Below are 13511 nucleotides of genomic sequence, written 5' to 3'. Positions count from 1 at the left end.
TAATTGTTACATAGAGAAATTATATTAAAGGGGTAAAGAAATATGAAAAAAATACTGTCTATTCTTCTAGCTTCGGCTATGGTATTTGGCCTGGTTTCCTGTGGAAGCTCAGATACAGCTAAAGATGATAAAGGTAATGATAAGACAGAAAGTAAAGTTGAAGAACCTGTAATAGAAAATAAAGAAGAAACAGCAGAGGGACCTTCAGGAACTGTAGTTGTTTATTCACCTCATGATGCTGAACCGCTTAATGCTGGGGTAAATCTATTTATGGAGAAGTATCCAAATGTGCAAGTTGAAGTTGTTGCAGCCGGTACAGGAGAACTTTGTAACCGTATTGCAGCTGAATCTGCTAATCCAATAGCAGATGTACTTTGGGGTGGAGGGGCTGACTCTTTAGCAGCATTTAAAGATTACTTTGAACCTTATGTATGTGCAAATGATAAATATATAGATGATGCATATAAAGATCCAGATGGATATTGGATAGGAGAAAGTCCACTTCCTATGGTTATATTTTATAATAAAGATTTATTAGCTAAAGATGGATTAGAACCACCTACTTCATGGGCTGATTTAACTAAACCGGAGTGGAAAGGTAAAATAGCTTATTGTTTACCATCAAAATCAGGTTCAGCATATACGCAACTTTGTACTATGTTACTTGCTGAAGGTGGAAAAGAAGAGGGATGGGCTTTTGTAGAAGATTTATACGATAATTTAGATGGAAGAATAGTTGACTCTTCTGGTAAATGTCATAAGATGGTTGCTGATGGAGAGTTTTATATAGGACTTACAATAGAAAAATCAGCTGTTAAATACGCTGATAATGATAGTGTTGGTTTTGTATATCCAAGTGATGGTACTTCAGCAGTTCCAGATGGAGTAGCTTTAGTTAAAAATTGTCCAAATGAAGATAATGCTAAGTTATTTATAGATTTCGTAACATCTAAAGAATGTCAAGAAGAACAAAGTAAAAATTGGGGACGTAGACCTGTTCGTAGTGATGTTGAGGTTGGAGAAGGAATGGCTAAACTTAGTGAATTAAAATTAGTTGATTATGACTTTGACTGGGCTGCTAAGGAGAAGGAGACTATAATTGAAAAGTTTAATGATATTATGGTTGATTAGATATAAGTATTAAGGTAGCTTATGTGGGTCATTTCTTTGAAATGACCCTATTTTTATAAGGGGAGGCAAAGAGAATGAGCCATGGAGTAATTATAAAAGATGCTGTTAAGAGATATGGGGATTTTACAGCATTAAAAGGTGTTAACCTTGAGATAAAGGCAGGAGAATTTTATACACTATTAGGACCATCTGGATGTGGAAAAACTACACTTTTACGTATGATTGCAGGTTTTAACTCTGTTAATGGAGGGGAAATATTATTTGATGATAAGGTAATTAATAATATGGAAGCTCATAAGAGAGATATTGGGATGGTATTTCAAAACTACGCAATATTTCCTCACTTAACTGTAGCAGAAAATGTAGCTTATGGATTAAAGGCTAAAAAAGTTCCAAAAGGTGAAATAAAGAAGAGGGTAGAGGAAGCTTTAGAATTAGTGCAGATAAGGCAGTTAAAAGATAGACGTCCTAATGAACTTTCAGGAGGGCAACAACAAAGGGTGGCATTAGCAAGAGCATTTGTAATAGAGCCAGGAGTATTGTTAATGGATGAACCATTATCAAATCTTGATGCTAAGTTAAGGGTTCAAATGAGAACAGTAATTAAGAAGTTACAAAGAAGACTTGGGATAACAACTATTTATGTAACTCATGATCAAGAAGAGGCATTAGCTATTTCAGATAGAATTGCAGTAATGAAAGCTGGAGATATAATGCAGGTAGGAACACCAGAGCAAATATATAAAAGTCCTGAGAACACATTTGTTGCAGGATTTATAGGAATATCAAATTTTATAAAATGTAATATAAGTGGAGATGACCCGCAACAGGCAAAAGCAGAAATAAACAAGGAGTTTACAATAAAACTAAAATTAAGAAAATCATATTCAGGAAAAGCTTTATTATCAGCTAGACCAGAACAGTTAAGTTTTTCAGATAGTGAAGGAATATCAGGTAAAATAATTATTTCTACTTTTTTAGGTGATTTTATAGAATATGAAATAGAACTTGATAACGGGCAAACGATTCAATTGAATGAATATACAAAGGATACTAATTATGTACATCAAGATGGAGAAAAGGTATTGATTAATTTTAATAAAGATGCAATTAGTATATATACTGATGAAGCTGGGGAGTTGATTTCATGTTAAAGTTAAAAAAGAAAGTGAAATTAGATTTCTGGTTTTGGATAAAAGTGATAGTAATACTTTTTATGGCAGCTTTTCTTATATATCCATTTTTTACCCTTCTATCAAGAAGCTTTTTTTCGGCTAAAGAACCAGGATTTACATTAGCAAACTATGTTAAGTTTTTTACTAAGAAATATTATTATTCAACTTTAGGGCGTAGTTTATTTATTTCAATAACTACAACAATAACAACATTATTACTTGGAGTACCTATTGCTTATTTAATGTCTAGGTATAATGTTTGGGGGAAGAAGTATATACACATATTAATTATAATGAGTTTAATGAGTCCACCTTTCATTGGAGCCTATAGTTGGATAGTTTTGTTTGGACGAGCTGGGGTAATTACTAGTTTATTTAGCGATTGGTTTGGAATAACTTTACCAAGTATATATGGAAAAATTGGAATTATAACTGTATTTACCTTTAAGCTTATGCCATATATATATCTTTATACTTCTGGGGCTATGGGAAGTATAGATTCAAGCCTTGAAGAAGCAGCAGAGAATCTTGGAAGTAGTAAACTTCAAAGACTAATGAAGATCACACTACCTGTAATTATGCCATCTATAGCAGCTGGAGCTATCATGGTATTTATGACTAGTCTTGCTGACTTTGGTACTCCAATGTTAATAGGAGAAGGATATACCGTATTACCGGTATTAGTTTATAACGAGTATATGAGTGAGATGGGGGGGAATGCATATCTAGCAAGTGCTTTATCTGTAATAGTTGTATTATGCTCTACTGCAGTCTTACTTGTACAAAAATATTATGTCTCTAGAAAAAATTATGTAATGACATCGATGAGACCACCAGAAGAAATAAAAGTACATGGATGGAAAAGATTTTGGATAACGCTACCTGTAATTGTTGTTACATTTATAGGGATATTACCTCAAATTGTAGTGGTAATAAGCAGTTTTATAAAGACTGATTTTACTGGATTTATAGGTGGATTTAGTTTGAATAGTTATATCACTATACTTAATAGATTAGGAACTAATATTAGAAATACATTTGTCTTTTCAAGCATAGCTATAGTAATAATTATTTTAATAGGAATGCTTATATCATATATTATTGTACGTAAAAAAGGTGTTACATCAAATTTGATGGATTTATTAATTATGTTCCCATATGTAATTCCGGGAGCTGTTTTAGGTATAAGTTTAATTGTAGCTTTCAATAAAGAACCACTGATATTAACTGGAACGGCAGCTATTATGATTATTGCTTTTGTTGTACGTAAATTACCATATACTGTCCGTTCGGGAAGTGCATTTTTGCATCAGATGGATGAGAGTGTTGAGGAAGCATCAATTAACCTAGGGGTATCGCCTATGAAGACATTCTTTACAGTAACTGCTAGGTTAATGGCACCAGGGGTATTGTCAGGTGCAATTTTAAGTTGGATTACATGTATAAATGAATTATCTTCAAGCGTAATGCTTTATGGAGGAAAGACAAGCACTATTTCAGTAGCTATTTATACTGAAGTTGTTAGAAATAGTTACGGTACTGCAGCAGCACTAGCATCTATATTAACATTTAGTACGATAATTTCACTATTAATTTTCTTAAAGATTAGTAAAGGAAAAGTGTCTGTAGTATAGACTTAGCAAGGGGGATATTTTAAGTGATAAAAAATATTGTATTTGATATGGGAAATGTTCTTATTTGTTATGATACCAGGAAATATATTGACTTATATGTAGAGGATAAGGGCGATGGAGATCTACTACTTAAAGAGGTATTTGGATCAAAAGAATGGCTAAGTATGGATAGAGGGGTTATGACAAGTGAAGAGGCAATTAAATCTATATGTAATAGGATTCCCAAAAGAATTCATGAAGACGTAGAAAAACTCATTAATAACTGGCATAAGGATATTCCGCCATATCCAGAAGTTGAAGAATTAGTTAAGAGGGTAAAGAAAGCAGGATATAAGGTATACCTATTATCCAATACTAGTGTTAAGTATCATCAATTTAAAGTTAACATACCTGCATTAAGATATTTTGACGGTGAATTTATTTCTGCAGATTGGAAATTATTAAAGCCAGAAAAAGAAATATTTTTAACATTCTACCATCATTTTAAATTGAAACCTGAAGAGTGTTATTTTATAGATGATTCACCAGCAAATATTATAGCTGCAAATAAAACTGGAATGATTGGCTTCGTATATAATAAGAATATAGATAAACTAATAGAGGATATGTTGAAGAACAGCATAAAAATATAAAATAAAGAAGATGGATATTAAATAATAAATATCCATCTTCTTTATTTCTAGTCTAGGAATCTCTATAAGATTTCCTATGAGGCACACAATTGAGTAATGCAATTTATATTACATTAGAGTGGTTTATGGTCATTTATAATCTTTGACATAAAAATCGAGTTCTAATCAGTAAAAGTAAATTTTATAAAAAAGATGATAGTTAATATAATACAACTATCATCTTTTAATATTTACATGAGGATGTAAAACTAATTTTTTGTTTTTATAAAGAATGCTAGTCCGCAAGCTCCAGGACCGGCATGAACACCAACAGTACTGCCTATAGCACTTATTGGACAATCTTTAAGTTTATAGGTCTTTTCTATAAAACCTATAAACTGATTTAAAGCAGTTTTTGCACCAGTATATCCAAGTGTATATGGCTTAGATTCATCAATTCCACCAGCTTCTTCTACTAATGCTTTTATTTTAGAATAAGAGTTGTTTGTCCCTCTAGCTTTAGCAGCCATAGATACAGAACCACCCTCTACTTTTACAATAGGTTTAAGATTTAATAATGTACCAGCTAGAGCTGCTGTACTTGAAAGTCTTCCGCCTTTCTTTAAGTATTCTAAGGTATCTACTGCAGCAAAAATACGAATGTTATGTTTTTCTTTTTCAAGGATTTCAAAAACTTCTTCTATTGATTTACCACTATTTCTAAGAGAAACAGCATAATCAACTAAAACTTTTAATCCTAAAGTTACAGTTTGGCTATCTACTAAATAAACTTTTTCATATTCACAAATATCTTTAGCTATAGTTGCACTTTGATAAGTACCACTTAATGAGCTTGATAATGTTATTACAAGAACAGGCTCGTCTTTACTCTTAGCACTTTCAAATATCTTAACAAAATCTTCAGGAGAAGGTTGACTTGTTTGTGGCAAAACCTTAGCAGTTTCTAATTTAGTATAGAATTCTTCTGCAGTTATATTAACTCCATCGTGATATTCTCCATCTTCAAAAAGTATACGAAGTGGAACTACTTGTATATTTTTTTCTCTTGCATCTACTTGTGTTATATCAGACGTAGAGTCTGTAATTATATTAAAGTTCATAAAAACCTCCAAGTTACTTTGATTATCAAATTAATATAATTCTAATTTAAAAATAAAATACTGTCAAGTATTTTGTATACCAAAAGAAAATAATAATATTTTCTTTTAGCAAGTAATAAGAATAGTATTAGGAAATAATATTTTTTATGGTAAGTAAATCAGTAGTAATGATATTTTGAAGAAAATTATAAGGAGGAGAAAATATGAAGAGGTTAGATGGTAAAGTAGTTATTATTACAGGGGGAGGGCAAGGAATAGGATTTGGGATAGCGGTAGCATTTGCTAAAGAGGGAGCTAATTTGGTTTTAACAGGAAGAACAGAATCTAAGCTTATAAATGCGAAAAAGAAGTTGGAAGATGAATATAAGGTGAAAGTGGTACCTGTTGTAGCAGATGGTGGAGATGAAAATGCAGTAAAAAATGTTATAGATAAAACCATAGAGAACTTTGGGAAAATAGATACAGTTATTAATAATGCTCAAGTTTCAAAATCAGGTGTAATGCTTGCAGATCATAGTAAAGAAGATTTTGATTTAGCAATTATGTCTGGTTTATATGCAACTTTCTTTTATATGAGGGAAGCTTTTCCACACTTACAAAAAACTAAAGGTTCAGTAATTAACTTTGCGTCAGGAGCAGGGTTATTTGGTAAGTTAGGTCAATCTTCTTATGCAGCAGCTAAAGAGGGTATAAGAGGTATGTCTAGAGTTGCAGCAGCAGAGTGGGGGCCATATGGGGTAAATGTTAATGTGGTATGCCCATTAGCTATGACTGAAGGGTTAAAAGCTTGGAAGGAGAATTATCCTGATCTTTATGAAAAAACTATACAAGGAATACCAATGGGGCGTTTTGCAGATCCAGAAACAGATATTGGACGCGTTTGTGTATTCCTAGCATCAGATGATGCGAAGTATATGACTGGAGAAACAATAACACTTCAAGGAGGAAGTGGGTTAAGACCATAGAAAAATATTGTTCGCTAAAGCCTGCAAGGGAAATGTTAGCTAACTCTAAGAGAAATATGTCATTCTGATAGAGCAATATTCACTTTTGGTGAAGAGAAATATGCCTGAGGCAGATATAAGATTGACACCGTAGGCATATGCCTTTCTGTGGCTTTAGCCACATATTTATCTTCAGCTTGCTGAATATTTATCTATGACCTGGTCATACATTTCTCCTTGTGAGCGTAGAGAACAAATTATTTATTGTTTTACATAGTTTATTAAGAAAGTTTCATTAATATTTAATAAAATATAATTATAGAAAGTGATATAATTATATTTAAAATTATTAATTGGAGAAGATTTTATGAGTTTTTTGACATTTGGAATTATGGCTTTATCTGCATATAGCTTTTGTTATTATCAAAATAACAAATTACAAATAACGAGGTTTAATTTAGGGTTAGAAACTAATGATAATATTAGAGTTTTACAGCTTTCTGATTTACATAGTAAGGAGTTTGGGAAATATAATAGTAAATTATTAGAGGTAATATTAAATGAAAAACCTGATATTGTTGTTGCCACAGGAGATTTAATAGATTCTAATATGAAGAGAATTGATAATATAGTTTATTTCTTAGCAACAGTAAATAGTAGTATTCCTGTATTTTATATTCCAGGAAATAATGAGATGAGATGTAAGAAGCTTAATGAAATAATACATAAATTAAAAGTTAATAATATTTCAGTTTTAGATAATGAGATAAAGACAATAAAAATAAAATCTACCATTGTGAATATTCTAGGATTAGTAGAAAAAAGAGTAGATGATGGAGAGTTATTTTATGAAAAGGTTAAGAGTAAATATGAAAGTGATAAATCAATTTATTTATTAAATAGACTAGAAAAGATGAACGGAGTTAAGCTTTTACTTTCGCACTATCCTGAAAATTATGAAGCTAATGAGGATATTTCTTATAGTAAATATAAGTTTGATATTATGTTTTCAGGGCATGCACATGGAGGGCAATTTATATTACCTTGTATAGGTGGATTATTTGCTCCGGGACAGGGAATATTTCCCAAGTACTATTCAGGGGTGTATGGAAAAGAAAATAAGTTAGTTGTTAGTAGAGGGCTAGGGAACAGTGGATTTCCATTAAGACTTTTTAATAGACCGAATATAGTAGTTGCAGATATCCTAAGAAAATAATATGTTATTTTCTTAGGATTTTTATTATAAATCATATTTATTTTTCATAATGATAATAGATAAGTATAGGGGTTAATAAGATTAAGATTGATTTACTTAAACTGTAAATGATGTTATTATTTATTTATAATTAATTAGTGAGGTGAATAAATGGGAGCTGCTGTTTATAAATGTCCTAACTGTGGTGCGCATGTAACTTTTGATGCTGCTTCACAAATGGGAAAGTGTGATTATTGTCTTAGTACTTTTTCTATAGAAGAGTTAGAGAATTACTTAAAAAAAGAAAGCAATAATAGAGATGAATATAAAGAAGAACGTATATCTGATGACTTAAGGGATGAAATAAATAAAAACACAAAGGTGTATTCATGTCCTAGATGTGGGGCTCAGGTTATAGCTGATAAATCTACTTCAGCAACATTTTGTTGTTATTGTCATGGCCCTGTAATATTAACAGATAAATTATCAGGAGATTTTAAACCATCAAAGGTTATTCCATTTAAGATAGATAGAAGAAAAGCAGAAGAAATATTACTAAGTTGGTCAAAAAAGAAATGGTTTATACCAAAGGAGTTTACTTCTGCAAAGCAATTAGAAAAAATAACAGGAATATATATACCATATTGGCTTTTTGATTGTGATGTAAACGGAAGTATGTATGCCACAGCGAAAAAGATAAGAACTTGGAGACAAGGGGATTATGAATATACTAAGACAGACATTTATGAAGTTTATAGAGAAGCAAAATTAAAGTTTAATAATGTACCTCAAAATGCCTCAACAAAAGCTGATGATAATGCTATGAGAGCTATAGAACCATTTAATTATAATGAAATTAAAGATTTCTCTATGGCATATTTACCAGGATTTTTAGCTGATAAATATGATAAGAATAAGGAAGATGTCTTACCGGAGCTTAAGAAAACTGTTAATGGATCTGTTAATAGTGTTTTAAGAAATTCAATTAATGGATATAGCATAGTAAGTGAAAGAAGCTTTAATAATGAGTATGAAGATTCAAGTTTTAAATATGCATTATTACCAGTATGGATGTTAACATACCAATTTAATAATAAGAATTACATTTTTGCTATAAATGGACAAACTGGAGAGGTGTATGGAGCTTTACCTGTATCAAAGGGGAGAGTTGCCATGTTATTTATTAGTGTATTTCTTATAACGCTAATTGTAGCTTTTATTGGAGGTGCATTAATATGAAAAAGATAGTCAGCAGAATATCAATGGTGTTGATGATAATGATAATTTGTATACCGTTAACTGGAAAGGTTAATGCTGAATTAAAGCGGGTTGTAGATAAAGCAGCACTATTTTCAAGTGAGGAAATTATCTCTTTAGAGAATAGTATTAGTGAGATATCTAATGAATATGAAATGGATATAGTTATAGTAACAACTGATGATGTAGAAGGCAAGAGCTCTAGAGATTATGCAGATGATTTTTTTGATTATGAAGGCTATGGTTTAGGGAATGATAATAGTGGAATTTTAATGCTTATAAACATGGAAGATAGAGAAGTATATCTTTCTACATCTGGAAAGGGAATAAATTATTTTAATGATAATAGAATAGAAAGCATTTTAGATGATGTGTATTCTCATTTAAGTGATGGAGATTACTTTAAAAGTTCAGAAGTATTTTTAAGTAGTACGAAAAGGTTTTTAGAAAGTGGAGTACCTTCAAATCAATACACAGTAGATGAAAATGGAAATAGAGTAGAAGAAAGTGAAGATATTGCTGGAAGAATAGGTATGTCTATTTTAATTGCATTAGTAGTTAGTTCTGTAGTTTGTGGTATTGTTATATTTAATTATAGAAAACCTATGGCAGTAGCAGAAGAAAGTTATATAGATAGAAGTTCTATAAAGTTTACAAAAAGAAGTGATAGATTTATAACTTCACATACGACTAGTAGAAAAATTCCTAAAAATAATAATAATTCATCAGGAGGAGCTAGTACTACGCATACATCAAGTAGTGGAAATTCTCATGGTGGTGGAGGTAGAAGCTTTTAGAGAGTTAAGAGTTTAAAATTAAGAGTTAAGGGTTAAGGGTTAATGAGGAAACTGCTTTAGGGCAGTTTCTTTTTATTTGAGTAAACTTTTTTTGGACAAATTTTAAACATTGTGTTAATTTGTGAAATACTTATTTAACTTAAGGAGAAATGGATGTATATTACTTATTATGTTGGAAAAAATCATAATTAGATAGTTAATTTAAGGAGAAAAGATGATTAAGTTAATAGTTGATAGTATTTGTGACTTGCCGGAAGAAATCTTTGAAAAGTATGATGTTGAAGTATTACCACTTAGGGTATTAATTAATGATAAGGAATATTTAGATAGAGAGAATATAACAATTGATGAAGTTTATGCTGAAATGAGAAAAGGAGTATTGCCTAGAACATCTCAAGTTTCACCAGGGAATATATATGAAATATTTGATAAAAATTGCGAAGAGGGTAATGATTTTATATATTTAGCCTTTTCATCAGTATTATCAGGTACTTGTAATTTAGCTAAAAAAATAGCAGAAGAATTTAAAGAAAAATATCCGGAAAGAAATATAGAGGTTGTTGATACTAAAGCAGGGGCTATAGGGATAGGTGTTATAGCTATGCAGGTATTAAAACTTATAGAAAGTGGAGTAGGTTTTGAAAAAATTATTGAAGACACTTATGAAATGGTAGGAAGTATAGAACATCTTTTTATATTAGAAGATTTAAATTGGCTTATGAAAGGTGGAAGAATAAATAAAGTTCAAGCTACCTTAGGAACTATGCTAGATTTAAAACCTATGCTACAAGTTAACAATGGTTATTTAGAGGTTATAAAGAAGGTTAGAGGTAAAAAGAAATCCATAAATATGCTCTTAGATTTAGTTGAAGAAAGAATGAATGGTTTTACAGATCAAATAATAGGAATTGGTCATGCTGATGATGAAGATATAGCTAAAGAGGTTGTTAAAGCTATAAAAGAAAGATTTGGAGAAGATGCTAAGTGTGTCATTACTAAAATAGGGTGCGTTTTAGGAGCACATTTAGGAATAGGTGGAGTAGGTGTTATTTTCTTTAATAAAAAATTTGATTTTTACGAACAATGGTAAAGCTTCTAAAATAAAAAGAAAGCCTACCCAAATTTGAGTAGGCTTTTTATATTACATTGATTTATGGAATGTTCTGTTTATAACATCTAATTGTTGTTCTCTAGTTAATTTGATGAAGTTAACAGCATATCCAGATACTCTGATTGTTAATTGTGGGTATTCTTCTGGGTGCTCCATAGCATCTAATAGAGTTTCTCTATCAAATACATTTACGTTTAAGTGTTGAGCTCCTTGAGAGAAGTATCCATCCATCATAGCACCTAAGTTAGTAATTCTACCTTCAGCAGTCTTTCCTAAAGCATCAGGAATGATTGAGAATGTATTAGAAACACCATCTTGAGAATGTTCATATGGAATCTTAGCAACAGAGTTTAATGATGCAAGTGATCCACTGTTATCTCTTCCGTGCATTGGGTTAGCTCCTGGTGCAAATGGTTCTCCAGCTTTTCTTCCACATGGAGTTGTACCAGTCTTCTTACCGTAAACAACGTTTGATGTAATAGTTAATACTGATTGAGTATGAGTAGCATTTCTGTAAGTTTTGTTTTGTCTAATCTTGTTCATCATAGATTCAACTAACCATGCAGCAATTTCGTCAACTCTATCATCATCATTTCCGTATTTAGGGAAGTCACCTTCAACTTCGAAGTCTACAGCTATTCCAGCTTCGTTTCTTATAGGCTTAACTTTAGCGTATTTAATAGCAGATAGTGAGTCAGCGCAAACTGAAAGTCCAGCTATACCACAAGCCATTGTTCTGAATACATCTCTATCATGTAAAGCCATTTGTAATTTTTCGTATGAATATTTATCATGCATGTAGTGAATAACATTTAAAGTATTAACATAAAGGTTAGCTAACCAGTCTGTCATTGTTTCAAATCTATCCATTACTTCATTGTAATCTAAGTATTCGCTGTCTAGTGGAATAGTCTTTGGTCCAACTTGAACCCCAGATTTTTCATCCTTACCACCGTTTATAGCGTAAAGTAAAGTCTTAGCTAAGTTAACTCTAGCACCGAAGAATTGCATTTGCTTACCAACTCTCATTGCAGATACACAACAAGCGATAGCATAGTCATCTCCCCAGTATGGAGCCATTAAATCATCATTTTCGTATTGAACTGATGATGTATCAATAGAAACCTTAGAACAGAAGTTTTTAAATCCTTGAGGTAATCTAGTTGACCATAAAACTGTTAAGTTTGGTTCTGGTGATGGCCCTAAAGTGTAAAGTGTGTTAAGTACTCTGAATGAGTTCTTAGTAACTAAAGTTCTTCCGTCTAATCCCATACCACCGATTGATTCAGTAACCCATGTTGGATCTCCTGAGAATAAATCATTATATTCTGGAGTTCTTAAGAACTTAACTAATCTTAACTTCATTACGAAGTGGTCCATTAATTCTTGAGCTTCTTCTTCAGTGATAACACCGTTTCTTAAATCTCTTTCTATATATATATCTAAGAATGTAGAAGTTCTACCAAGTGACATAGCAGCACCGTTTTGGTCTTTTATAGCACCTAAGAATCCAAAGTATAACCATTGGATAGCTTCTCTAGCGTTAGTAGCTGGTCCTGATATATCAAATCCGTAAGTTGCAGCTAATCCTTTTAATTCTTTTAAAGCAACTATTTGGTCAGATAATTCTTCTCTTAATCTTATTACATCTTCATCTATAGTCTTAACTTCTAAGCTTAATTTTTGTTGTTCTTTATCTTGGATTAATCTGTCCACCCCGTATAGAGCAACTCTTCTATAGTCACCTATGATTCTTCCTCTACCGTAAGCATCTGGAAGACCTGTAATAACACCTGATTTTCTAGCTAATCTCATTTCAGTAGTATAAGCATCGAAAACACCTTGGTTATGAGTTTTTCTATATTTGCTGAATATTTCAGAGATTTTTGGGCTTACTTCATATCCGTATGAGTGAGCAGCACCTTCTGCCATTCTTATTCCACCATAAGGCATAACAGCTCTTTTTAATGGAGCGTCAGTTTGAACACCAACTATTTTTTCAAAAGCTTGATCTATGTAACCAGCTTTATATTCGTTTATTCCTGATACTGTTTCAGTATCTAAGTCTAATATTCCGCCATTTTCTCTTTCTTTTTTGAAAAGTTCACTAACTTCATCCCAAAGCTTTTTAGTTGCTTCAGTAGCACCAGCTAAGAAACTGTCATCTCCTTCGTAAGCAGTGTAATTAGTTTGGATAAAGTTTCTTACATCAACACTCTTTTGCCATTGGCCTTTATTAAAGCCTGTCCATTCTTGTCTCATTGCTTATACCTCCGATTTTCTAATATATTAATTTAGTTTGTTAAAACGATATCAATAATAATTCTTAATTAATAGTAAATTCATTAATGATTTTACCATCAAATGCGGAACGTTTCAATAGGTAATTAAATTATAAATATATTTCTAATATGGAAAATATTCTGAATATTCAGTTTGTTGTTAAAAAAATAACAATATTTTTCAAGGTACATTTATGCTATAAGTAAATTTTTAATAATTTAAAATTAAATATATTAGTAGTATTTTTTGAGC

The 13511-nt window shown here is 31.3% G+C and carries 11 protein-coding genes; 9 read left to right on the top strand and 2 right to left on the bottom strand.

All coding sequences use genetic code 11. The features are described 5' to 3' along the window. The first annotated feature begins 42 nt into the window (after nt 1-42). The 4 genes from H8S20_RS09775 to H8S20_RS09760 all read left to right on the top strand — a co-directional run bounded on the left by H8S20_RS09775 (nt 43) and on the right by H8S20_RS09760 (nt 4572). Nucleotides 43-1131: an ABC transporter substrate-binding protein gene (locus tag H8S20_RS09775; RefSeq protein ID WP_032117465.1), complete on the top strand. Its 1089-nt coding sequence runs from the start codon at nt 43-45 to the stop codon at nt 1129-1131. Nucleotides 1132-1205: 74 nt separating this feature from the next. Beyond that, nucleotides 1206-2285: an ABC transporter ATP-binding protein gene (locus tag H8S20_RS09770; protein WP_032117466.1), complete on the top strand. Its 1080-nt coding sequence runs from the start codon at nt 1206-1208 to the stop codon at nt 2283-2285. Beyond that, the gene (locus tag H8S20_RS09765; RefSeq protein WP_032117467.1) at nt 2279-3940 is read left to right on the top strand and encodes an ABC transporter permease; all 1662 of its coding nucleotides are present in this window, start codon (nt 2279-2281) and stop codon (nt 3938-3940) included. Before H8S20_RS09770 ends, H8S20_RS09765 begins: the two co-directional genes overlap by 7 nt. A 23-nt stretch (nt 3941-3963) precedes the next feature. After that, nucleotides 3964-4572 (top strand): HAD family hydrolase, encoded by a 609-nt coding sequence (locus H8S20_RS09760; protein WP_032117468.1) that lies wholly within the window; start codon nt 3964-3966, stop codon nt 4570-4572. Between the two features lie 248 nt (nt 4573-4820). On the opposite strand, the gene H8S20_RS09755 is transcribed toward H8S20_RS09760, so the two are convergent. Next, nucleotides 4821-5672 (bottom strand): DegV family protein, encoded by an 852-nt coding sequence (locus H8S20_RS09755; RefSeq protein ID WP_032117469.1) that lies wholly within the window; start codon nt 5670-5672, stop codon nt 4821-4823. 203 nt (nt 5673-5875) lie between these two features. Here H8S20_RS09755 and H8S20_RS09750 point away from each other — a divergent pair, with 203 nt between their 5' ends. The 5 genes from H8S20_RS09750 to H8S20_RS09730 all read left to right on the top strand — a co-directional run bounded on the left by H8S20_RS09750 (nt 5876) and on the right by H8S20_RS09730 (nt 10955). Continuing rightward, nucleotides 5876-6637, top strand: coding sequence for an SDR family NAD(P)-dependent oxidoreductase (locus tag H8S20_RS09750; protein ID WP_032117470.1), 762 nt, complete (start codon nt 5876-5878; stop codon nt 6635-6637). Between the two features lie 346 nt (nt 6638-6983). Then, on the top strand, nt 6984-7832 hold the full coding sequence (locus H8S20_RS09745; protein WP_042281247.1) for a metallophosphoesterase: 849 nt from the start codon (nt 6984-6986) through the stop codon (nt 7830-7832). 150 nt (nt 7833-7982) lie between these two features. Further along, the gene (locus tag H8S20_RS09740) at nt 7983-9050 is read left to right on the top strand and encodes a TFIIB-type zinc ribbon-containing protein (RefSeq protein ID WP_032117471.1); all 1068 of its coding nucleotides are present in this window, start codon (nt 7983-7985) and stop codon (nt 9048-9050) included. Next, nucleotides 9047-9865, top strand: a complete 819-nt coding sequence (locus tag H8S20_RS09735) for a TPM domain-containing protein (protein WP_051986764.1) — start codon at nt 9047-9049, stop codon at nt 9863-9865. The genes H8S20_RS09740 and H8S20_RS09735 overlap by 4 nt, the downstream gene beginning before the upstream one ends. 214 nt (nt 9866-10079) lie before the next feature. Continuing rightward, nucleotides 10080-10955 carry a DegV family protein gene (locus H8S20_RS09730; protein WP_207725292.1) on the top strand — a complete coding sequence of 292 codons (876 nt, stop codon included), beginning with the start codon at nt 10080-10082 and terminating at the stop codon, nt 10953-10955. Between the two features lie 51 nt (nt 10956-11006). Here the strand turns inward: H8S20_RS09730 and pflB are convergent, their stop codons facing one another. Then, on the bottom strand, nt 11007-13238 hold the full coding sequence (pflB, locus tag H8S20_RS09725) for a formate C-acetyltransferase (protein WP_032117472.1): 2232 nt from the start codon (nt 13236-13238) through the stop codon (nt 11007-11009). Between the last annotated feature and the right edge of the window lie 273 nt (nt 13239-13511).

Source organism: Clostridium hominis, from assembly GCF_014287825.1.
Classification (GTDB): Bacteria; Bacillota; Clostridia; order Clostridiales; family Clostridiaceae; genus Clostridium; species Clostridium hominis.
The sequence above is the reverse complement of the archived record's forward strand: the minus strand, read 5'-3'. Positions and strand labels throughout refer to the sequence as shown.

Excerpts from the sequence above, each read along its gene's own strand:
- H8S20_RS09740 (WP_032117471.1), top strand. The coding sequence starts at position 7,983 with ATGGGAGCTGCTGTTTATAAATGTCCTAACTGTGGTGCGCATGTAACT.
- H8S20_RS09730 (WP_207725292.1), top strand. The coding sequence starts at position 10,080 with ATGATTAAGTTAATAGTTGATAGTATTTGTGACTTGCCGGAAGAAATC.
- H8S20_RS09735 (WP_051986764.1), top strand. The coding sequence starts at position 9,047 with ATGAAAAAGATAGTCAGCAGAATATCAATGGTGTTGATGATAATGATA.
- pflB (WP_032117472.1), bottom strand. The coding sequence starts at position 13,238 with ATGAGACAAGAATGGACAGGCTTTAATAAAGGCCAATGGCAAAAGAGT.
- H8S20_RS09765 (WP_032117467.1), top strand. The coding sequence starts at position 2,279 with ATGTTAAAGTTAAAAAAGAAAGTGAAATTAGATTTCTGGTTTTGGATA.
- H8S20_RS09770 (WP_032117466.1), top strand. The coding sequence starts at position 1,206 with ATGAGCCATGGAGTAATTATAAAAGATGCTGTTAAGAGATATGGGGAT.
- H8S20_RS09755 (WP_032117469.1), bottom strand. The coding sequence starts at position 5,672 with ATGAACTTTAATATAATTACAGACTCTACGTCTGATATAACACAAGTA.
- H8S20_RS09750 (WP_032117470.1), top strand. The coding sequence starts at position 5,876 with ATGAAGAGGTTAGATGGTAAAGTAGTTATTATTACAGGGGGAGGGCAA.
- H8S20_RS09775 (WP_032117465.1), top strand. The coding sequence starts at position 43 with ATGAAAAAAATACTGTCTATTCTTCTAGCTTCGGCTATGGTATTTGGC.
- H8S20_RS09745 (WP_042281247.1), top strand. The coding sequence starts at position 6,984 with ATGAGTTTTTTGACATTTGGAATTATGGCTTTATCTGCATATAGCTTT.